General features: G+C 62.7%; 17 protein-coding genes. 8 read left to right on the top strand and 9 right to left on the bottom strand.

The features are described 5' to 3' along the window. Nucleotides 1-64 precede the first annotated feature (64 nt). On the top strand, nucleotides 65-1,990 hold the full coding sequence (gene acs / locus ACUJ47_RS07700) for an acetate--CoA ligase (RefSeq protein WP_445537825.1): 1,926 nt from the start codon (nucleotides 65-67) through the stop codon (nucleotides 1,988-1,990). Here acs and ACUJ47_RS07695 read toward each other — a convergent pair. From ACUJ47_RS07695 to ACUJ47_RS07685, 3 genes are all read right to left on the bottom strand, one after another. Continuing rightward, a complete protein-coding gene (locus ACUJ47_RS07695; protein ID WP_445537824.1) occupies nucleotides 1,965-2,618 on the bottom strand; it encodes a hypothetical protein in 654 nt (217 codons plus the stop codon). The two genes, acs and ACUJ47_RS07695, sit on opposite strands and share 26 nt — an antisense overlap. Then, nucleotides 2,615-3,751: an O-antigen ligase family protein gene (locus ACUJ47_RS07690; protein ID WP_445537823.1), complete on the bottom strand. Its 1,137-nt coding sequence runs from the start codon at nucleotides 3,749-3,751 to the stop codon at nucleotides 2,615-2,617. Before ACUJ47_RS07690 ends, ACUJ47_RS07695 begins: the two co-directional genes overlap by 4 nt. Before the next feature lie 227 nt (nucleotides 3,752-3,978). Further along, nucleotides 3,979-4,203, bottom strand: coding sequence for a hypothetical protein (locus ACUJ47_RS07685; protein ID WP_445537822.1), 225 nt, complete (start codon nucleotides 4,201-4,203; stop codon nucleotides 3,979-3,981). Nucleotides 4,204-4,543: 340 nt separating this feature from the next. Here ACUJ47_RS07685 and ACUJ47_RS07680 point away from each other — a divergent pair, with 340 nt between their 5' ends. From ACUJ47_RS07680 to ACUJ47_RS07650, 7 genes are all read left to right on the top strand, one after another. Beyond that, nucleotides 4,544-5,350: a hypothetical protein gene (locus ACUJ47_RS07680; protein ID WP_445537821.1), complete on the top strand. Its 807-nt coding sequence runs from the start codon at nucleotides 4,544-4,546 to the stop codon at nucleotides 5,348-5,350. Between the two features lie 307 nt (nucleotides 5,351-5,657). Beyond that, nucleotides 5,658-5,927: a PqqD family protein gene (locus ACUJ47_RS07675; RefSeq protein WP_445537820.1), complete on the top strand. Its 270-nt coding sequence runs from the start codon at nucleotides 5,658-5,660 to the stop codon at nucleotides 5,925-5,927. A gap of 20 nt (nucleotides 5,928-5,947) precedes the next feature. Then, nucleotides 5,948-6,394: a lasso peptide biosynthesis B2 protein gene (locus ACUJ47_RS07670; protein WP_445537819.1), complete on the top strand. Its 447-nt coding sequence runs from the start codon at nucleotides 5,948-5,950 to the stop codon at nucleotides 6,392-6,394. A gap of 34 nt (nucleotides 6,395-6,428) precedes the next feature. Beyond that, entirely contained in the window at nucleotides 6,429-8,372 is a 1,944-nt protein-coding gene (locus tag ACUJ47_RS07665; RefSeq protein ID WP_445537818.1) for an asparagine synthase-related protein, read from the top strand. Beyond that, nucleotides 8,347-10,047 carry an ATP-binding cassette domain-containing protein gene (locus ACUJ47_RS07660; RefSeq protein ID WP_445537817.1) on the top strand — a complete coding sequence of 567 codons (1,701 nt, stop codon included), beginning with the start codon at nucleotides 8,347-8,349 and terminating at the stop codon, nucleotides 10,045-10,047. The genes ACUJ47_RS07665 and ACUJ47_RS07660 overlap by 26 nt, the downstream gene beginning before the upstream one ends. Beyond that, a complete protein-coding gene (locus ACUJ47_RS07655; protein ID WP_445537816.1) occupies nucleotides 10,044-11,258 on the top strand; it encodes a nucleotidyltransferase family protein in 1,215 nt (404 codons plus the stop codon). The genes ACUJ47_RS07660 and ACUJ47_RS07655 overlap by 4 nt, the downstream gene beginning before the upstream one ends. Nucleotides 11,259-11,383: 125 nt before the next feature. Then, nucleotides 11,384-12,835, top strand: coding sequence for an oligosaccharide flippase family protein (locus ACUJ47_RS07650; protein WP_445537815.1), 1,452 nt, complete (start codon nucleotides 11,384-11,386; stop codon nucleotides 12,833-12,835). On the opposite strand, the gene ACUJ47_RS07645 is transcribed toward ACUJ47_RS07650, so the two are convergent. From ACUJ47_RS07645 to ACUJ47_RS07620, 6 genes are all read right to left on the bottom strand, one after another. Beyond that, nucleotides 12,832-14,886 carry a hypothetical protein gene (locus ACUJ47_RS07645; RefSeq protein WP_445537814.1) on the bottom strand — a complete coding sequence of 685 codons (2,055 nt, stop codon included), beginning with the start codon at nucleotides 14,884-14,886 and terminating at the stop codon, nucleotides 12,832-12,834. The genes ACUJ47_RS07650 and ACUJ47_RS07645 overlap by 4 nt on opposite strands. After that, nucleotides 14,886-15,155: a spike base protein, RCAP_Rcc01079 family gene (locus ACUJ47_RS07640; RefSeq protein ID WP_445537813.1), complete on the bottom strand. Its 270-nt coding sequence runs from the start codon at nucleotides 15,153-15,155 to the stop codon at nucleotides 14,886-14,888. Before ACUJ47_RS07640 ends, ACUJ47_RS07645 begins: the two co-directional genes overlap by 1 nt. 99 nt (nucleotides 15,156-15,254) lie before the next feature. Then, nucleotides 15,255-16,181, bottom strand: coding sequence for a glycosyltransferase family 2 protein (locus ACUJ47_RS07635; RefSeq protein WP_445537812.1), 927 nt, complete (start codon nucleotides 16,179-16,181; stop codon nucleotides 15,255-15,257). Beyond that, the gene (locus ACUJ47_RS07630) at nucleotides 16,178-17,050 is read right to left on the bottom strand and encodes a DUF6492 family protein (RefSeq protein ID WP_445537811.1); all 873 of its coding nucleotides are present in this window, start codon (nucleotides 17,048-17,050) and stop codon (nucleotides 16,178-16,180) included. Before ACUJ47_RS07630 ends, ACUJ47_RS07635 begins: the two co-directional genes overlap by 4 nt. Further along, complete coding sequence (locus tag ACUJ47_RS07625) at nucleotides 17,047-18,363, bottom strand: O-antigen ligase family protein (protein WP_445537810.1); 1,317 nt, start codon at nucleotides 18,361-18,363, stop codon at nucleotides 17,047-17,049. Before ACUJ47_RS07625 ends, ACUJ47_RS07630 begins: the two co-directional genes overlap by 4 nt. Nucleotides 18,364-18,366: 3 nt before the next feature. Continuing rightward, nucleotides 18,367-19,275 carry a glycosyltransferase gene (locus ACUJ47_RS07620; protein ID WP_445537809.1) on the bottom strand — a complete coding sequence of 303 codons (909 nt, stop codon included), beginning with the start codon at nucleotides 19,273-19,275 and terminating at the stop codon, nucleotides 18,367-18,369.

Here is a 19,275-nt window from a genome sequence, read left to right as displayed (position 1 = left end):
CTTTGACCGAAGGCGATAAGAGGGCATTAAGCGCTATGGTGAGCGACCAGGGAGAAACCATGTCATGAGCGATTTCGTCATCCGGCCCGAGCAGGATCGCTCCACATATTGCACGGCAGAGCAGTACAAGGGCCTCTACCGCCAGTCGGTTGAGGATCCCGATTCCTTCTGGCTGGGCCAGGCCAATAGGCTCGACTGGTTCAAGGCGCCGACCAAGGGAGGCGATTGGTCCTATGACCCGGTGGAAATCGCGTGGTTTGCCGACGGTAAGCTCAACCTTTGCCACAATGCGGTCGACCGGCATTTGGACCAGCGCGGCGATACGACTGCGCTGATCTTCGAGCCCGATGACCCGGCTAGCCCTGGCCGCAGCCTGACCTATCGCCAACTCCATGCCGAAGTGGTGGGCATGGCCAACGCGCTCAAGGCGCTGGGTGTGCGCAAGGGCGACCGCGTGACGATCTATATGCCGATGGTGATCGAAGGGGTGCTGGCGATGCTTGCCTGCGCGCGCATCGGCGCGATCCATTCCGTCGTGTTCGGCGGCTTCTCGCCGGAGGCGCTGGCCGGGCGCATCGTCGATTGCGGCAGCAGGTTTGTCATCACTGCGGATACCGGCCTCAGGGGCGCGAAAGTCGTTCCGCTGAAAGCCAATGTCGATGCCGCGCTCGATCACGAAGGCGTCGAAGTCGACGGCGTTCTGGTCGTGCGGCACACGGGTACGGATGTCGCAATGGCCGAGGGGCGCGACCATTGGTATCACGAGCTTGTTTCCGATGCGGAATGCCCGTGCGAGCCGATGAACGCGGAAGACCCCCTGTTCATCCTTTACACTTCAGGCTCGACCGGGAAGCCCAAGGGCGTGCTCCACACGACCGGCGGCTATGGCGTTTGGACCGCCACGACCTTCCATTACGTGTTCGATTACCAGCCGGACGAAATCCACTGGTGCACCGCCGATATCGGCTGGGTCACGGGGCACAGCTATATCGTCTACGGCCCACTCATGAACGGGGCGACCAGCCTCGTTTTCGAAGGCGTGCCGAACTACCCCGACCATGGCCGCTTCTGGGATGTGATCGACAAGCACCAGGTCAACATTCTCTATACCGCGCCCACGGCAATCCGCGCCCTGATGCGCGAAGGCGATCACTTCGTGACAAGCCGAAGCCGGAAATCGCTGCGCTTGCTGGGGACGGTGGGCGAACCGATCAACCCGGAGGCCTGGCGCTGGTATTTCGACGTAGTCGGCGAAAAGCGCCTGCCGATCATCGACACCTGGTGGCAGACCGAGACCGGCGGGATCATGATCACCACACTCCCCGCGGCACATGACATGAAGCCCGGCAGCGCCGGACTGCCCTTCTTCGGCGTGCAGCCACAGCTGGTGGGCGCCGAGGGTGAAGTTCTGGAAGGCGCGACCAGCGGAAACTTGTGCATCACGCATAGCTGGCCGGGCCAGGCGCGGACCGTCTATGGCGATCACGAGCGTTTCGTGCAGACCTATTTCAGCACCTACAAAGGCAAATATTTCACCGGTGACGGGTGCCGCCGCGACGAAGATGGTTATTACTGGATCACCGGTCGCGTCGACGATGTGATCAACGTGTCCGGCCACAGGATGGGCACGGCAGAGGTCGAAAGCGCGCTCGTGCTACATCCGCTTGTCGCAGAGGCGGCGGTGGTCGGCTATCCGCACGACATCAAGGGGCAGGGCATTTATTGCTATGTCACCTTGAACGCGGGGGAAGCGGGAAGCGACGAACTCGCCGCCGAATTGCGCCAATATGTGCGCAAGGAGATCGGCCCGATCGCAACGCCCGACCACATCCAGTTCACCGACGGCCTGCCCAAGACGCGCAGCGGCAAGATCATGCGGCGTATCCTCAGGAAGATCGCCGAGAATGATTATGGTTCGCTTGGAGATACTTCAACGCTGGCCGACCCGAGCCTGGTCGACCGGCTTATCGAGGGGCGGCAGAACCGTTGATTTCAGGGGCCAGCGTCCCACGTCGGGTGCGTGCGGCGATGTCAGCCATTATCTCCGGCGGGAGTATTTCCTTGCCGCGTCTCAGGTAGGCGCCCTCCCATTTAGGCCTGTCGGCTAGCAGTCCGGCGAGAGCTTGCCGTGCCTCAGCATGCTGCAACACACGCGGCGCCAGTTCTTCCAGCGTCTCGTCATCGTGGGGGAGCGCCCATATCGCCGCAAGGCGCAGCGCCGCTTCACGATAGTCACCGGCGGCGAGGGCAAGGCGTAGTCGCGCTTGCTGAGACAAGGGCTCGCGCCAGCCACGCTTTGCGGCCTGCTGGATTGTAACCAGGCCTCGACCTTGCGGGTTATCCTGCAATTGCAACGCGGCCAGAAGCGCAAGATGCTCGGCCGGAACCGGTCGCCGCGCGATCAGCCTGCGTGCTTCGCTTAACGCCACCTGCCTGTCTTGCAGTTGCGAGGCCTCAAGAGCGATATGGTATTGGCTGAACGCGCGCAGCGGGCCAGGCACCCACCTGGAAAGTTCCGGCTGGTATCGTGACTGCCGGTCAAGCTGCGCCCCGATCGCAACCAGCGCGATAATGGCCAGCGCGAAGTGCCACAGAGCGGATGCCAGGCCGGTCCTCATGTCGTCTCGCTCGCCGCCGGTTCGGAAAACCTGCCAAGCAGCAGCATCGCCAATGCCGCCATGGCAAGCATGGCCTGGCTGCGGAACGGGTAATCCGTGGTCGATTGCAAAGCGATCATCAGCAGCGCTGCACCTCCCACCCAGGCAGTCCATCTGCCCGGCTGCTTCCTTGCCCGGACTGCGAAGGAAGCGACGAGAAGGATCCACGCGATCGCGAGCAGCAGCGCGGGCAGCCCGCCCTCGATCGCCAATTCGAGATATTCATTATGCGCGCGCCCGGCCTTGCGCAGCGACAGATGCTCAAGCGATTCGTCTAACTGGAACACCTCGTCGAACGTGCCCATGCCACTTCCGACCGGCCAATAGCGTCGGGCCGAGTATGCAGCATCCTCCCACAATTCGGCCCTCTGGCCATCACCGCTGCCGAAGCGGTCGAACGCATCTTCCACGCGGCTCCCGGGGACAAATGCGAGGGCGGCTGCAACCAATGCCGCGCCAACGAAGGCAAGTAGTGCAATCGACATGGCATTGCCTGAAGCCTGCCGACGTGCAGACAGATAGGAAAGAGCATGCCGTGACCCCACAATGGCCAACGCGACTAGACCTAGCGCAATGCCGCTGCGCGACTGGGTAAGGATTATGGCAACAGAAAACAGGCTGCCAAAACCGATGCGCAGCAACCAGGTCCAGGGCGCGAGCCGATCCGGGAGCTTAAGGGTCAAGGCGAAAAGCAGGCACACAGCCAGGAAAAGTCCGGTTGAATTGCGATTGGCAAAACCGCCGAACAACACGCCGGGCATGGGGTTTTCCCGATAAAAGATGGCTGTTTCGCCCTGCGAAAGGACCTGCGGGATACCCCATGCAACATGCAACAGCCCAAGCGCTACGACGAACCAGGCCAACCGAACCAGTTGCTCCCCCCGCAATTGCCAGCCGAGGGTGAGCAGGGTCAGTGGCAGGATCAGCCCCAGCGCGGCGAGGAGCGTCCTTGCCGGATCGAGCGAGATCGGCCGCCAACCGATCGGCAATTCGGCTGCCGCCAATGCTTCGGTCACCAGGCTGCGCCCGGGCAATGCCTGCCAAACTTGCGGCGGAAGCGCGATCGACTGGATGATCGGCAGGGCCAAAGCCATCGCGGTGAGCGCCCGCAGTGAAATTGGCGCTACTCGCCAAAATCGAAAGAAGGCAGTGCGGTTGAGCGCCAATATCAGCAAAGCCGCGAGCTGTACCGTGAGGTTGTTGAACCCATAGGCGACGCCGCCGCCTCCCAAGAGGATCGCCGCAGCAAAGAGAATGGCGAGGCCGAGGGGAAGGCGCCAGTTTGCGTCCCCTTCGCCTTGCGAGGCTCCGAATATCTTCGTCAGTTGGCGCCGTTCGAGCGGTTGGGCGGGCGGCGGTCCGGGCTTTTCGAGATGACTGCCGCGAGCAGCAGGAAACCCGCTGCCCCCGCGGTCAGCCATTTCCAGACCTCAGCGGAGTCGCGTTCTTCCGGGAGAAACCACACACTCTCGGGAAAAGCGGCCACCTGTGCTGTCGAAGCTGCGGTGTAATAGGCCCCGCGGTCTCCCGCTCGTGTGTTGGCCATCGCTGTCGAGGGAGTAGCCACTACAGCGTAGGCAGCAAGTGCTGCACAGGCATTCTTGAGGAAATAGGCCACGATGTTCCTCCGGATCGGCTCCGACGGGCGAAAACTATCTGCGGACCGCCCACTCTTCAACCGAATTTACGGGAAACCACTTAGTTTTGCGCGAGGAAATTGTAGGAAAGCGTTACCGCGCAGCTTGGCCTGAAGCCGATTCCCGTGCGGGATTTGGAGCAAGCCGTGGCAGGATTGGTGACCTGAGTTGATCGACCGCGTAACCGACAAATCCGGCGTGGCGCCATTCCACCGAGCGGAAGGTGCACAAGCGATTTTGCGTGACGCAATGCGTGTCCAAAGAGGGCCGTCGCCTCGACTCACGGGCGAAGTGATCTACGAGAATCCCTATTTCCGCATGACCCGCGAGGCCTTTGTGTTCACGACCCCAGGCGGGGCGCGGATCCACTATCGCCAGAGCGCGCAAGTGACGCTTGAATGCCCTGACCCGTCTTTGGAGGGCGAATGCCAGCTTTACTTGTGGGGCACTGTGATGGGGGCCGTGGCATGGCTCAACGGCATGATGCCACTGCACTGCAGCGCGGTGGAGCACGGCGGATCGGCGATCGCTTTCACGGCGCCTTCGGGTGGGGGCAAGTCGACACTTGCTGCCGCTCTCGCCAGCCGCGGCTTTCGCCATTTGTGCGACGATACGCTGGTCATTGCGGAGCAGGATGGAACGCCATTCGCGATACTCGACGGGAAACCGGCGAAGCTTTGGTCCGATGCGCTGGGGCTTGCAGGGGTCGAGGCCGGAGGCGAGGTGCCGTTGCTCCCCGGCAAGCATTACGCGGAGCCTCCGGTTCCACATTGCGAACCGTGCCCATTGAAGCACTTCATCATACTCGAACAGGGGGATGAGGTGTCGCTCGAGCCGATCACCGGCGCTGACAAGCTGGAGCAGCTGGCCGAAGCGATCTATCGCGGCTTCGTCCATACTGCTCGCGGCGACCATGATTTCCATGCGCATATGATGCTGCTGATCGCTCAGAATGTGCGTTTCTGGATCCTGCGCCGTCCACTGGATGTGGAGCGCTTCGATGAATTGACCGATGACATCACCACCCGCCTGTCGCGCCTTGAAGCGCAAGGCTGAAGGCGCCGCGCGGCGATAGTCAAGCATTGTGACTCGTTCTGCGGCTTTGCTTGCCGAGAGTTCCGCTGATCCGTATGCTACGTGAAAACGCGTAGACGATTGTTAGGGAACTCTGGAGACGGGCAATGGGGCAAAAGGAGTCGGGATCGTCAGACTACCTCAGAACCTGGTCGCCTCCTGTGCTGAGGCGCTTGACGGCGGACCTCAGCGCCGTGTCCGGACATGTCTTCCCTCCCGGAGATGGAAATAGCGGGTCCGGCAAGTCGCTCGTTCCGCCGGGGTCATAGGCTCGACGGCAGCATCACTCATGGCGCGCTTGCTTCGCAAACTTCCGAGCAAATTCATCGCCAGCCAACTGGATGGCGAGTTGATCCTGATCCATGGCGATAGCGGAGCCTTCTACTCGATCGCCGAGACGGGCCTCGTCATCTGGCGCTTGCTCGACGAAGAAGCCGAACTGGATACGATTTGCGAGCGGCTTGCTGCAATCTATGCAGTTGACGACAGCGAATGCCGCGCAGCGGTAGAGCGCTTTTCCAACGAACTGGTGCAAGCGGGCTTTGCTGAACTTGCGTGATTGCGCATAAGCGTGATCGAATGGCGATTGCCCCAACCCTTGCGCACCAGCGCTGGCAGACCTTGCGTGCGGCGGCCTTGCTTGTGGCAGCGCGGATGCTGGTGCGCTGGTTGCCGCTATCGTCATGGCGAGCGAGCCTGGGGCAACTTGCCGATGACGACAATCCAGGCGCCGTCCCGGACATGGAGCGAGGCCAGATCTTGCAAGCCCGCGCGCTGGCGCGCCGCGTCGAGCGATCGGCGATGCGGCTGCCCGGTCACAGCAAATGCCTGCCGCAGGCGGTCGCATTGCAATGGCTACTGCGGGCCGAAGCTATTGCGTCGACGTTGGTGATCGCGATCCATCGCCATGACCGCGAGGGCGACCACGCATACCATGCCTGGGTGCAATGCGGTGGCGAGATGGTGATCGGGCAGTGCGACCGCGAGAATTATTCGAGCGTCGCCAGCTTCGCCCAGTTCGGTTAGGCATCGCCAAGGGAAGGATGGCCGCTCACCCCTAATGTCGCGCAACCTGCTCATCTGTGCTGCAGTCGATCTGGAAGGAGGCAATTGGTTCGCCGATTGCTGGCCTCGGATCGTCGCGAGCATGCGACTGGGCAAGGCGGGAGACATCCTCAGCGGAGAATTCACCGGGGCAGGTTTGGCGGTGCGGCTCGACCGCTTGCCGGGCGATGAAAACCCCGCTGAACGACGGCTCACAAGCTCGCGCTCGCCTGATGGAAGCTACACTCTTCTGGCTGGCCGGATCATGCATCGCGCGGAACTCGCCAGCCGACTTGGCATTGCGTTGCCCGAAGGCGATGGCGAACTCTACGCAGCTGCCCATCATGCGTGGGGAGAGGAGTGCGATCGCGCGCTTGTCGGAGAGTATGCAGCGATCCAGTGGTTCCCCGAAGAGCGGTGTTTGCGGCTCGCGCGTTCGCCGCTGCAGGCGCCGCCTTTGCATGTCTGGCGTGATGGAAGCCGCATGGTCGCCGCTTCCTTGCCCCGCTCGATCTTTGCATCCGGTGTCAGGCCGCAAATCGACCCAGCGCGCCTGGCAGATGCCGGTTTGCTCAACTTCAGGGACGCCGCAGCCAGCTATTATGTCGGGCTCGAGCGGGTGCCTTGCGGCGCAATCGCTGTCCATTCGCCTGACCGAAAGGAGGCGCGCCGCTATTGGTCGGTGGATGGCCTAACACCATTAGAGATTCCGGATGCGCAAACGGCGGTCGAGGCGGTTGATGCCGAGATGCAGCAGGCGACCGAGGTGACGCTGGAGGGCGCGCGCAAACCGGCTGTCTCGCTGTCGGGCGGGCTGGATTCACAAGCAGTCGCGAGCTTTGCACTTCGCCAGATAGGCGACGAGGGGAAGTTGCAATCATTCACGGCGGTTCCGGTCGAAGCGTGGCTGCCCAAGCCGGATCATCGGTTGGTCTATGACGAGCGCGCCCATGTCAGCGCGCTGGCCGAATGCTATCCTGCGCTTGAGCCACATTTCCTCACCGGCGAAGAGGCAGCGACGGGCGACACGCTCGACAGGATGCTGCTGTTGGGAAGCTGGCCGGTGCTCAATGAGATGAATGCGCATTGGCTGCATGCGATCCACCGCACCGCCGCGCGCTCGGGCTGCGATGTGTTGCTAAACGGCGAATTCGGCGACAGCGGGATCAGCTATGATGGCCTTGCCGCTTTTCCCCAATGGCTTGCACGTGGGCGCTGGGGGCAGCTGCTGCGCGAACTGAGGGCCTTTGATGATGGGCGGCCATTGTGGCGCAGGGCCTGTGCGCACGCCGTGATGCCATGCCTGCCGTCTGCGCTGCGCCGCTTGATCGATCGACTCCGCGGACAATTGGCATCGCCATTCGAGAAATGGTCGCCCCTGCGCGCAGGTCATCCGCAGACCCTTGCGGCACTCGCACGCGCTCAAGCGGCGGGGCATGACATTCATCACTTCAGCTTCTGCAGCAGCGGTGCGGCGCGCGACGCGATGATCGCTGCCCCGCTGTCCGAAGGGCCGGAGCTAAGCCTGGCGCTGCGCTTGCTCTACGGCATCGAGCGACGCGATCCGACCGCCTACCGCCCCCTGTGGGAGCTCTGCGCTCGCTTGCCGGACGAGCTATTCCTGCAAGGCGGGGTAGCGCGAACGCTTGCACGCGAATTGCTGAGGGGCAAGGTGCCCGAGGATGTCCGACGGCAAAAGCGGGTGGGGATCCAGTCCGCCGACATGCTGGGCCGTATCCATCGCGACCGCGATCGCTTGCTCAGGGAATTTCGCCTGCCTGCACCGGCGGGAAGCGCTGCGGAACTACTCGATTTCGATCGAATGGCGCGGATAGCCGAAGCGAGCAAGGGCCCGCAGGGCGATGGCGAGCGGGATTGGCTGCGCGTTGCCGCCATGGTTCCGCGCGGACTGGCCTTGGCGCACTTCGTGCGGCATGTCGAAGGGCGTAATGATGGCTGAGCAGCGGCTGACCGATCGACAGGCACTTGCAGAACTGGCGGCCATGGCGGGCCGGCGGCGGCTGGTTCCGCTTGCGCTGCTCGCTGCCGCAGCCAGTCTCACTGAAGGCATCGGCTTGCTCATGTTGTTGCCCGTCGCGCATCTGGTTGCAGGCGATGGAACTGCGGAACTTCCGGCCTGGCTTGGCTGGCTCGCCGGGATTTCCTTCCCCTTGCTGCTCCTGGCTGTGGTTGGACTGGTCAGCCTGCGCGGGCTGATCGTATTCGCGTCGAATGAAAGCCGCCGCAATCTTGGCCTTGAGCTTTCGCGCGGTTTTCGCCGCATGGCGCATGGTGCGATGGCGGGCGCCGAGTGGCGCTGGCTCGCACGGCAGCACAGCGCCGACCATGCGGCCATGATCATCGGCGAGTCCGACCGTGCGGCCTCGCTCGCCAATGATGCCCTGCAATTGGCAAGCGCGCTGGTCACGCTGGCGATGCTTACGCTGGCGGCGGTGATCATCTCGCCTTTGCTGACATTGGCGCTCGCGTGCTTCGTCGTTCCGGTTGCAGCGGTGATGGCCATGATGCGAACGCGGCGCGCCCGGGAAGGCGAAGCTTATTGGGACGCCTATTCCCAGCTTCAGCGCTTGCTTTCCGACGGGATCGAACATTTGCGTGCAGCGCGGATCGCCGGTGCCGAGGCCATCGTGGCCCGCGAGTTCGCGGACAGGTCGGATCGCCTGGCAGAGCTTGAGCGCGCATATTTCCGGATCGGTCATCGCACTCAGATGCTGTTCCAGGTGGCCGCAGCGGCAATGCTGGCAGCGGGCCTGTACCTGGCGCTTGCGGTCTGGAGCGTGCCGCTGGCGCTGCTACTGCCGTTTATCGTGGTCGCAATCCGTGCAGTGCCGCTCGCCAGCACGATCCATCAATCGCGGCGCAGCTGGCGTTACAACGTCCCCGCGCTCGATCGCTTGCTGAATCATGTCCGGGAAGCGGGTGAAAACAGGGATGCGGCGACTGGCGGGGAAGGGCGCCTGCCGTTCACACGCGCAATCGAGTTGCAGGGAGTCACACTGCACTTCGAAGGCCGTGACCGGCCTGCGCTCTATCGCTTCGAACTGACTGTTGAGGCTGGCAGTATTCTGGGCATCACCGGCCATTCCGGAGCAGGTAAAAGCAGCCTTGCCGACTTGCTGTCGGGCTTGCTCATTCCCGATCGCGGAAGTGTGACGATCGATGGCATGCCGCTGTCTGGAAAGGCGCGTGGTCGATGGCGCCGCCAGGTGGGCTTTGTCGAGCAAAGCCCCTTCTTCCTCGATGCCACCATTGCCGAGAACCTTGCATGGGGGCGCGATGGTGTGAGCGACGCCGAATTGAGCGGCGCGTTGCAGAGTGCGGCCGCGGAATTCGTTTTCTCCCTGCCTCTCGGTCTGGCCACTCCAATGGGGGAAGGCGGGCGGCAGTTTTCAGGCGGCGAGCTTCAGCGCATTGCGCTTGCGCGGGCTTTGGTTGCAAAGCCCGACCTTCTGATCCTCGACGAGGTTACGGCCGCGCTCGATACGGAAAGCAGCCGGGCGATCCTCGATTCGATCGAGGTACTTCGGGGACAATGCACCGTGCTGCTTCTCAGCCATGATCGCGAAGTGCTGGCGCGGGCGGATCGCGTCGTTTCGCTGGGCAAGGTTCCATGATCGGCGAACTGTCCTCGGCCCAGCATTTGCTGCTGCGCTGTTGCGCCGATCCTGAGGGTGGCCATGCCGCAGGGCTGGAAGAATTTGGCGACAGCGAAGTGCGGGAGATCGAAGCGCTGGCGCTGCGCTCCCGCACATTCGGCCTGCTTGATTATGGTTGGCAACGCTCGGCTGAACTGCCTGTGCACATCGGGGCATTCTCCGAGCGGCTTGCGGGCTATGCCCGCCGACAGGCACTGGACAGTCTGCAGCAGGGCCGGGCGATTGCGCGGGTTGTCGCAATCCTGCGCGAGGCAGGATTCCGACCGATTGCACTCAAGGGACTGGCATTGGCCTTTGGGGCCTATCCCGCCCCTCAATTGCGCCCGCTGCGCGATGTGGACTTCCTGCTCGAAGCGGGGGACGCGCTGGCCGCGCAGAAGCTGCTTCTGGCGCACCCGAATTATCGCCGGGCTTCATGGGCGGGGCGTTACGGTGTCGAATACGGGCACCAGCTGCCCGAAATCGAAGACACGGAAAGAGGCCTCGTTATCGAACTGCATCACCGCCTCAACGCCCGTGGTTGGGAGCAGGAAGGTGGCTTGCTTGCCATGATCCGCGACGAGGCCGGGACGGTGATGTTGTTGGGCGAGGAAATGCGAGTGCCATCACCCCATGCCAATTTCCTGCACTTGCTCGAGCATGCAACGCTTCACCATGCCTTCGCCAACGGCCCGCTGACACTGGCGGATTTTCACTTCCTGGCGTCTGAAGCTAAGCTCGATTGGGACCGGGTCGAGCGGGATTGCGCGCGGCTCGAGCTTGGCCGGGCGTTGCAGGTCGTGGTTGCGCTGGCGCATGCATTGGGTGCGCGATGGATGCCCGGTTCGCTTGCGGAACGTTCTGAGGTCGCATCGCCGCTTGTCCTTGCTGCGGCCCGCGCCATGCTGGCTTCTGATGAAGCCGTCGAAAGCCACGCGCAGCAGCGCAGGCTTGCCCGGCGTAGCGGAATGGGAAGCGGGCCGTTCGCCGCTATTTCCCGCGTCCTGCAGCCTGACCGCTATCAACTGGCTAAGCTTTCCGGCCGTTCGCCCGACAGCCTTTGGCGCTGGCTCGGTTATCCGGCCTGGCTGGCCGAGAAGGGCGCGCGCTATTGGAAGGGCGCAAATGACGATGAACTTGTCGCCACCGCACTCGAGCGCGATCGGCTGATCGATTGGCTCGACGGTTGAACTGGCGCATATGTTCGGGCAGTCCCGTGCAATGAGGGTCGTGATCACAGGCGCAAATGGCCAGCCCGACCGGGCTGTGCTCGCGCACGGCCGCAGCCAAGCGATCGACGGCATGGTGCGCCCGAATGGCTAAAGTCGGCAAATCGGTGATCCAGTCTTCGCTGGCGCATTTCGGCCAGCTGGCGATTTCGCTTGGGCTGGTGGTGGCCGTATCCCGGATCCTGTCGCCGGAGGCCGTCGGGGTGTTCCTGATGGCCTATGTCGCCATCCTGATCGTACTGCCGCTGCACGAGTTCCAGATCCAGAGCTTCGTGATCCAGCGCCAACAGATCGACAGGCTTGGATTGCGCGCAGTGAGCTTCGCGGCCTGGGCAAGCTCGCTTGTGGCTTTGGCGGTGTGCCTGGTGGCCGCTGCGCTGTTCAAGCTGACGTACCCTGATGGAGCCATCGTCGAGTGCCTCCTGATCGCATGCATCGGTTTCCTGATCCGGCCCTTCTCGGTGCCTGCTGCGGCCGTGCTGGCACGCAATATGCGCTATGGCGTGCTGTCGGCGATCAAGCTCTGGGCCGCTGTTGGCAGGGCGGTCGTTACGCTCGGGCTGCTTGCGGCGGGTTTCGGGCCAGAAGCGCTCTCATGGGGGCTGGTCGCTGAAAGCGTCGTGGGACTGTTGGCGCTGAGGTATGTCCACAGTGAGAGCAGGCTGATCGCGCCGTCACCGCGCGGCAGCCGGGAAGTGTTCGACTTCTGCGTGCCATACTCAGGGGCGCACCTCGTCATCACATTGTCGACCGCGCTCACCCCGCTCCTGATCGGCAGCTTCCAGGGGCTGGCCATGGCCGCCTTCTTCAATCGCGCGCGCACCGTCACCCAGTTCTTCCGCTCAAGCGTGGAAGGCGCGATCCAGCCGATCGTCCTGTCGGAGTTCACGAAGGTGCGGCACGACAAGGCGGAACTGCAGCGTGTCTATCTCCGCGCCACAAGCCTGCTAACCGGTCTCGCCTGGCCATCATTGGCATGGCTCGGGTTCAGCGCCGGCCCGCTCACTCTTACCGTGTTTGGAGAGGAATGGGCCATGGTGGCGCCGCTGGCCACGCTGCTGGCGCTGGGGGGGCTGCTCTATAGCGCAACGGCTTGGTCCGCTCAGCTCCACGCTGCGTTCGGACAATCGAGATTGCTGCTGCTTCGCGATGGCCTGCTGCAATTGCCTTTGCTGCTGATCCTTTTCTTCACTGCGCACATGAGCACGCTGGCGGTGGCTGGCGGGATGGCCGTCGCCGCCGGGCTCAGCTTGGCGGTCAATTTGATGCTGGTGCGGCGTCACTTTGGTATCTCGATCGCGCAGGCAATTGCCAGCCTCGACAAGAGCTGGTGGGCAGCAGCCATGACCGGCGGGATACCCTATGCCCTGAACCTGTGGGTTGGGGAGGGTCTGTCAGCCCCGCAAGCTCTGGCGCTGATGGCGGCTTCCGCCGCCATCGTCTGGCCGTTTGCGCTTTGGCTTACCCGGCATCCATTGCTCGACGAAGCGAAGCTCCAATGGGAAAGCCTGAGAGGGGCTGACAGACCGCTGGCCTAAGCCTCCGAACCTGCCGAGGCACTGGTCGATCTGCGTGTGCGCCCGGTCCGGTCATGCTTTACGACGGGAGGTTTGCGGTTCGCCAACATGCTGCCGGCAGGCGTGAAATCGCCGGTCGAGGCATCGGCGAACAGGCTCGCCTGGTCTCCGCCGCTGCTTGTCCCCACGCTGCCGGCGGGAACCGGTTGCCCGGCATGGATGTGGTTTCCTGCGATTGGTAGTGCAGCCGCAGGGGAGCCGTCCCACTCAATACCGAGCATGCAATTGTTGGCCACAAGCGACCAGGCGTCAGCTGTCATCCCCATGCCGGCGCGAAGAAGGAATTTCTGGTTCGCCAGGCTATTGTGAGCCACGACAATCTGGCTACCGGGCCTGTTCCATTGGCTGATCTGGTTTGCGAAATAGGGATTGATGCTCTCGTCCGTATGCGCAGCATTATTGACGAAAAACATGTCCTCCGAGCCACTTGCTCCGAACCCCATGATTGGGAGATCGTTACCGAACATCAGGTTCGAGTAGAATATGCCGTTCCTGGACGACGCATTGTTGATCGCCCACATATCCCCGTGGACGTCGAAGACGGTCTGGAAGGTGACAGGTGCGGTCTTGGTATCAACAGCCCCGAATGAGCCGCCAAGCGTCGCTGCGCTGGCGTGAATCAGCGAAGTCGTCCGGCGGGTATCATCGAGCAGTGTGGCGTGCCACCCTGTCAGGCCATTGAGCCAGGCCACGACATCGGCGACGTCGTAGTTCGTCCCCGCGTTGAAGTCTGCGTCTGTATTCCTGACGGTGAAGGTGGATATAGTTCCGCCATTCTCCTTCGCGGTGAAGACGCGATTATTGGCGTCATTGGCACCCGAGAGCTCGATCGTGGCCGTAGCAGCGGCACCGGAATATTGCACGGTCATGGCATCGAGCGGTGCCCGCCAATCGGCGTTGTGGTGCCCCGTCACCCGGTTTGACACGACACACCGTGCATAGCTGAAGGAGTCATGAGCGCCATCGCTATAGTCGCAGCCGCGCACCAGCGATGCGTTGAGGAAGGCGTTCTGGACGACCGACACGCTGCATTCGAGGAAATAGGGATTGTCGCGGCAAGCGTAGAAAGTCGGTTTCTGCCCCTTTAGCCAAAGCGCCCCGCGACCGTTGCTGTCCGTGAAATTCACGCCCTCGAACACATGTTGGATGTTCGCGGGAGACTCGTGGTAGATGTAATGGACGTTGGCGAAGTCGAACGTGATGTTCGCGCCGCGGAACCAGAGCCCATCATAGCGAAGCCGGAGCAGGCCGTTGGTCGCGCCAGATCCGCTGGCGGGAACGTAGCTCGCCTTAGCAATAGTGACGGGCACGCTGGCTTCAATGGTGCAGTAGCCCGCACCGACATAGGTCGCGTTGATCGGGGTCAGATCGTAGCTGCCCGGCTCGGTGATGAGGATGCGGGGGTGCTGGGCATTGAGCGTGCGCAAGGCATTCCCGGCGGCAGTGATGGTCTGGTAGCGCTGGTTGGTGAGGACCGGTTGCGAGGGGGCGATCTCGATCTGGTAATCATGCATCTGCGCCGCAGGAAAGAAGCTGAACGGCCCGATCACGCGGTTCTGCATCGTCGGGTCTGCCGGGACGGCTTCGAAATAGACCTGCGCCTCGCCATGCGAGCCATTGTGCTCAAGCGTGATCCACCATCCGAAGTATGCCCGCTCGACGCCGTTGACATCGACGAAACGATGCAGGCTTGGCGCCGCGATATCGTGCACGCCGCCTTCGTAGTGAACCCGCACATGGCGAAGCCCCAGATTGGCCAGCAGTGAGCCCTGGTTGTTGGCCATCGCCAACACGCCGACCGTCAGGCTTTCAGTGAAGCGCTGCCTTGGCGGCACCAGCAATTGCAGGCCCGGCTTGGCGGTCGTGCGGACCGGGTCGGCGGGTATGGTGCCAAAGCCGCTACCTGGCGTTCCGTTCCATGTCGCGCCAGGCTGGATTGTGGCGATGACGGTTCCATCCGATTGCGCTCGTCGCCTGCGGCCAGCCGGAAACCCGATACCGAGCCGCCCCATCAGGCGAGCCCGACGATGTTGGTAGCGGTAGTTCCGGTGGCGCGGACTGCGCGCACGCGGACATCCAGAATCGCACCGGTCGGTACATTGGCAAAGGTAACGTCACCCGGCCCGTCGATCGTGCGCAGAGTCACATCGCCGCCTTCGCCGACATAGATCGCTTTGGTGACCTGCAGCAGTTCTTCGCTATCGCTGGGCGCGATCGGAAAGCAGATCTGCGCGGGGGAGATCAGGCTGTCGGCAGAGTTCTGGAAATTGTCCTTTGGCATCGTTCGCTCCATTCGATTCGTCAAAGCGACTATCAAATGAAGAACCGTGTAGGAAAACAGAAACTGTATTAAGAACCGATTGGGTTCAATGGTTGATGTCTATGGGGCGTTATTGTCTCCGTGCCGGCGATAGCCGCGCATCCAGCTCCATGGTTTGAAGGCGAGCGGCGCCAGCGAGCGAAACCTGGCCCGCTGGCCGGTGCCGACAAATTGCGCTGCTCCGGCCAAAATCGTGCGCACGAAAATGGACAGCCACATGAGCGCCACATGCGCCCATGCGCGCGGACCGCTGAAATGCTTATGGTGGTATGTCGCCGTTCCCGTTTCGCGGTATTTCAGCCGCTGTGGCGAAACGAATTCCCCGCTGCCGATATCGTGGAAGATCCGTGCTGCCGCAACCCGCCCGACCTTCCATCCGGCATCCTGTGCGCGGTGGCAGAAATCCATGTCTTCCCCGTAGAGGAAGAAGCGGTCATCAAGGCCCGAGAGCTCTTTCCAGACCGAACGACGGATCAGCATGAAGCCGCCGCTGGTCGCGGAAACTGAAGCCACCGGGTCGGTCCCGGGCAGTGCCGATTTCCGTGGCGCTCGACCGACCAGGCCTCGCAGGATCGTGCGATGATCGGGCAGTTCGAGTTCTGGCAGCAGCGCCTGGCTTTGCTTGTCGATCACGGTCGTCCCGCCGAGGATGCCATAATTTTCGGCGGACGCCGCTGCATCGAGCATGAGATCGATTGCGCCCGGGTAAAGCTCGGTATCGGGATTGAGCAAGAGTAGCCATTCGCCGCTTGCTTGCCGCGCCAGCAGATTGTTGGCGGCTGCGAAGCCGATGTTGCCTCTGCCCGGCAGCACGATCGCAGCAGGTTGCAGCCGGGTGATCATTTCGGCTGACCCATCGCCGCCATTATCGATGAAGAGCAGTTCGAAGCTGTGCCTTCTTGATGCGAGATCGAGCGAACCGATGCAGTCCGGAAGGAAGCGGGACGAATTGAACCCGACGATCAGGATGCTCAAGCGCGGGGTCACTCGGTGGGCTCCAGCCTGGCGTCGATGCGATGCAGGATCTCTGATCGCTTCGCGTAGTCGATGCCGAGGTTGGATTGGATCAGGACACAGGCATGGTGAGGCTGCGCTGCCTCGACGAATCGCTGCACTCCCTGCTCGGTCGACAGGTCGTGCCCCCAGCACAAATGGCAGAAACTCCAGTCGCCTGAAGGAAGGCCAGTTTGTCCATCCAGCCCCAGCTTGTCGCAAAAGGTGCCGTACAGCAGGTACTCAGAGAACCGGAAATGCCCGGCAAGCGTATCGTACCATGCACGCCCCGATACGGCTTCGAGCCGCTCGATCATGGCTCGGACTTGGTCGGGTGACCAGACCACGCCGGGGCCGATGTAATCGCAGCCGGAATATCCGGTGATCGGTAGTCCGAGCGATTTTTGGGCGATGCGATGCCAATCGTCGTGCTGCGCGCTGGCCCCGCCACCGGGATTGCGCAGCAGCCGCGCTGTCGCTCCTTCGACAATGAAGCGCTCGTCAAGCGGGGCACGGAAATGGACATCGCTATCGATATGCACGGCGGCGCCTTCCTCCATCTCGGCGACGAAAGCGATCTTGGCAAGCTGCTGGTAGATCCAGCCGCGAACGAAGGTCGCTGGAAAGCGCCACCACAACCTTCGGCCCAGCAAGTCCAGTTCCTTGAACTTGGGCAAAAGGGCACTGCAATCGACGAGTTTCCGCCGATTTGTCGCAAGCGGCTCGAAAAGCTTCAGGTCTGCCGCATCGACCAACAGGTAATGCGTCGTTTCGGGCATATGCCGGTCAATGCCTTGGCAGAGGCTCCGGCAAAGTTCGAAATCCCCGCGATAGCTCTTGGTTACGAAGGCGAAGCTGCTCATCCCGGATTGTCGCCTCTTCCGGCGGCGCGAAGATCAAGTTTGGCCGGAGGCGTGCCGAGCGTCACCGCTGCCCCGCACAGCATGACCATCCATGCGCCCAGACCTTCCCACAGGGCGACGGTGAAGCCGCTGAACACGATCGCAATGATCGAGAACGATATCCCGATAGAGACCCGTGCTGCATTGGCTGTCTGGAAGCGCGAGTTGCGGAGCAGGTTCAGCGCAGACCCAAGCATCACGATTATCGCTCCGAGCCCGGCTGGCAGGCCGAAGCGCATGGACCAGTTGAGGAAATGCGCATCGATCGAATCCGACTGCATCCAGCCGGGCCGCATCCAATCGCGCAGGCCGATCCCGATCACCGGGTTCCTGAAGATTTCCGCCCCCGCATATTGCCAGATCAGCACCCGCCACTGGCCCGATGCCTCGGATAGCGACAGCCTGCGCGCAGCGAAGGACAGCAGCCCGCTCTCCGAAAAGACCAGGATGAGCGCGACGAAGGTCAGGGTGCCGATCAGTACCAGCGGGAATAGCGGCAGGCCGGTCACGCGCTGCATCTCGTGGATCGCGATCAGGCCAGCGCACACTAGAAATGCGAGAATGGCCGAGCTGCTGACGGTGAAGATCATCCCGAAAGCAACCATGATCGCGACGATCCGAAACCGCCTGTCGTCGAGGGTAAACCAGGCGATTGGCAACAGGGTAGCAAGGAAGACCCCGCCGAGAATTGGGTGCGGGAACGGGCCGGTCGCACGGTAAAGGCCCAATCGCGCCTGGTCGTGGATTTCCGGTGGCGGAAGACCGACCATGCTGGCGACGAACGGGCGCAGCAAATGGCGGTATGCGACGGACTCGGCGAACAGGACCAGCGTGATCAGCGCGAGGCCCGGAAGGAGCGCCATGAAGAGCTGCTGGAAATCCTTCGACCTGCGGATCGAAACCCGTCCGATGAGGTAGGCAAGTCCGAAATCGAGCGAAAGCGCGAGCCCGGTCTCCATGGCGCGCGCGAACGGCTCATGAACGAGGAGGCTGACGAGCACCCAAAGCGACACTATCGCTGCGACGAGGTCGATCCAGTGCGGACGGAGCGGAGCCTTGACCAATTGCCGGATCATCAAGGGAAGCGTCGCCAGGAGCACCAGGCGATAGGGGTCGAGATTGGCGCTCCCGATCGAGATCGCGAGCTCGCGCGGCATCATCGCTGCATAGCCGACCAGAATGGCAGGCCAGACATGCCAGGGGATGCCCAGCAGGCCCGCCTGCGGCTGGAGCGGTTCGATCCCCGGATAGGTTGGGACGGCGGCTCTGGTCATCGGCTACGACCTGCTCGACATGTCGCGGCTCCAGCCCTTGCGCCCGGCGGCGCTGCCCAACGCGTGGAGGAGCCGGGCGAGGAGCTTGGTGGCGATGTAGATCGCGATATTGCCGATCCCTGCGCCCTGCCGCGCTGCGGCCATCAACACGCTGATTCCATTGATTGTTCCGCTATGCGCGGTCGGAAAATCGGTGTCGATCTGTCGCTTTCCGCGCAGCCGGCGTGCCTCGATCCGCAGCAGGGTGAACCAGTTGCGCGGCGGGATTATCGTCGTGAAGACCGGCCGCCCTCTGCCGTCTTCGGTCACATTCGCGCGCTCGCAAGGGGCGAAGCGGGTGCGCACATAGAGGTCATCGGCCACCACGCTCGGCAATTCTCCTATCCGCCGCAAACCCGTTTCAGACAGGCCATAGACCCCTCCACCCACCAGCTTGTCGGTGACATAGGGCAGCCGCAGCCATGTTCGATAATAGGCGCGGACCCATGCGCTCGCATCGTCGAGCGCGACCCGCACCGATGGCGAGGCGGCCATGATTCCCGGCTCGCGCAGCGCCTCCGCGGTCGCCGCCAGCGAAGCATAGTCGCAGACGATGTCCGCATCGACCACCAGCCGCGGGAAATAGCGGCAGTGCGCCTGCGCTGCGTTGATCGCGGCGGTTTTCGAAGCCTGGGCGATCTCGATCACGCGGGCTTGCGGCGCGGCTTCGCGTGCGAGCTCAACAGTGCGGTCCGAACAGCCGTTCGCCGCGACCACCAAATCCACTTCGGCGGATGGCGGCGCGGTGTCGAAAATTGCACTCAGGCACCGCCCGATAACGGCGGCTTCGTCATGCGCGGGAATGATCACCGAGAACGGCAAGGCGGAAGTGACTGCGCCGGGCGATGCGGGCTTTGTGGCCGCCTGCTGCAT

This window comes from Altererythrobacter sp. Z27 (assembly GCF_052683155.1).
This window is presented reverse-complemented; position numbering and strand designations above follow the sequence as displayed.

Excerpts from the sequence above, each read along its gene's own strand:
- acs (WP_445537825.1), top strand. The coding sequence starts at position 65 with ATGAGCGATTTCGTCATCCGGCCCGAGCAGGATCGCTCCACATATTGC.
- ACUJ47_RS07695 (WP_445537824.1), bottom strand. The coding sequence starts at position 2,618 with ATGAGGACCGGCCTGGCATCCGCTCTGTGGCACTTCGCGCTGGCCATT.
- ACUJ47_RS07690 (WP_445537823.1), bottom strand. The coding sequence starts at position 3,751 with ATGGCTTTGGCCCTGCCGATCATCCAGTCGATCGCGCTTCCGCCGCAA.
- ACUJ47_RS07685 (WP_445537822.1), bottom strand. The coding sequence starts at position 4,203 with ATGGCCAACACACGAGCGGGAGACCGCGGGGCCTATTACACCGCAGCT.
- ACUJ47_RS07680 (WP_445537821.1), top strand. The coding sequence starts at position 4,544 with ATGCGTGTCCAAAGAGGGCCGTCGCCTCGACTCACGGGCGAAGTGATC.
- ACUJ47_RS07675 (WP_445537820.1), top strand. The coding sequence starts at position 5,658 with ATGGCGCGCTTGCTTCGCAAACTTCCGAGCAAATTCATCGCCAGCCAA.
- ACUJ47_RS07670 (WP_445537819.1), top strand. The coding sequence starts at position 5,948 with ATGGCGATTGCCCCAACCCTTGCGCACCAGCGCTGGCAGACCTTGCGT.
- ACUJ47_RS07665 (WP_445537818.1), top strand. The coding sequence starts at position 6,429 with ATGTCGCGCAACCTGCTCATCTGTGCTGCAGTCGATCTGGAAGGAGGC.
- ACUJ47_RS07660 (WP_445537817.1), top strand. The coding sequence starts at position 8,347 with ATGTCGAAGGGCGTAATGATGGCTGAGCAGCGGCTGACCGATCGACAG.
- ACUJ47_RS07655 (WP_445537816.1), top strand. The coding sequence starts at position 10,044 with ATGATCGGCGAACTGTCCTCGGCCCAGCATTTGCTGCTGCGCTGTTGC.
- ACUJ47_RS07650 (WP_445537815.1), top strand. The coding sequence starts at position 11,384 with ATGGCTAAAGTCGGCAAATCGGTGATCCAGTCTTCGCTGGCGCATTTC.
- ACUJ47_RS07645 (WP_445537814.1), bottom strand. The coding sequence starts at position 14,886 with ATGGGGCGGCTCGGTATCGGGTTTCCGGCTGGCCGCAGGCGACGAGCG.
- ACUJ47_RS07640 (WP_445537813.1), bottom strand. The coding sequence starts at position 15,155 with ATGCCAAAGGACAATTTCCAGAACTCTGCCGACAGCCTGATCTCCCCC.
- ACUJ47_RS07630 (WP_445537811.1), bottom strand. The coding sequence starts at position 17,050 with ATGAGCAGCTTCGCCTTCGTAACCAAGAGCTATCGCGGGGATTTCGAA.
- ACUJ47_RS07625 (WP_445537810.1), bottom strand. The coding sequence starts at position 18,363 with ATGACCAGAGCCGCCGTCCCAACCTATCCGGGGATCGAACCGCTCCAG.
- ACUJ47_RS07620 (WP_445537809.1), bottom strand. The coding sequence starts at position 19,275 with ATGCAGCAGGCGGCCACAAAGCCCGCATCGCCCGGCGCAGTCACTTCC.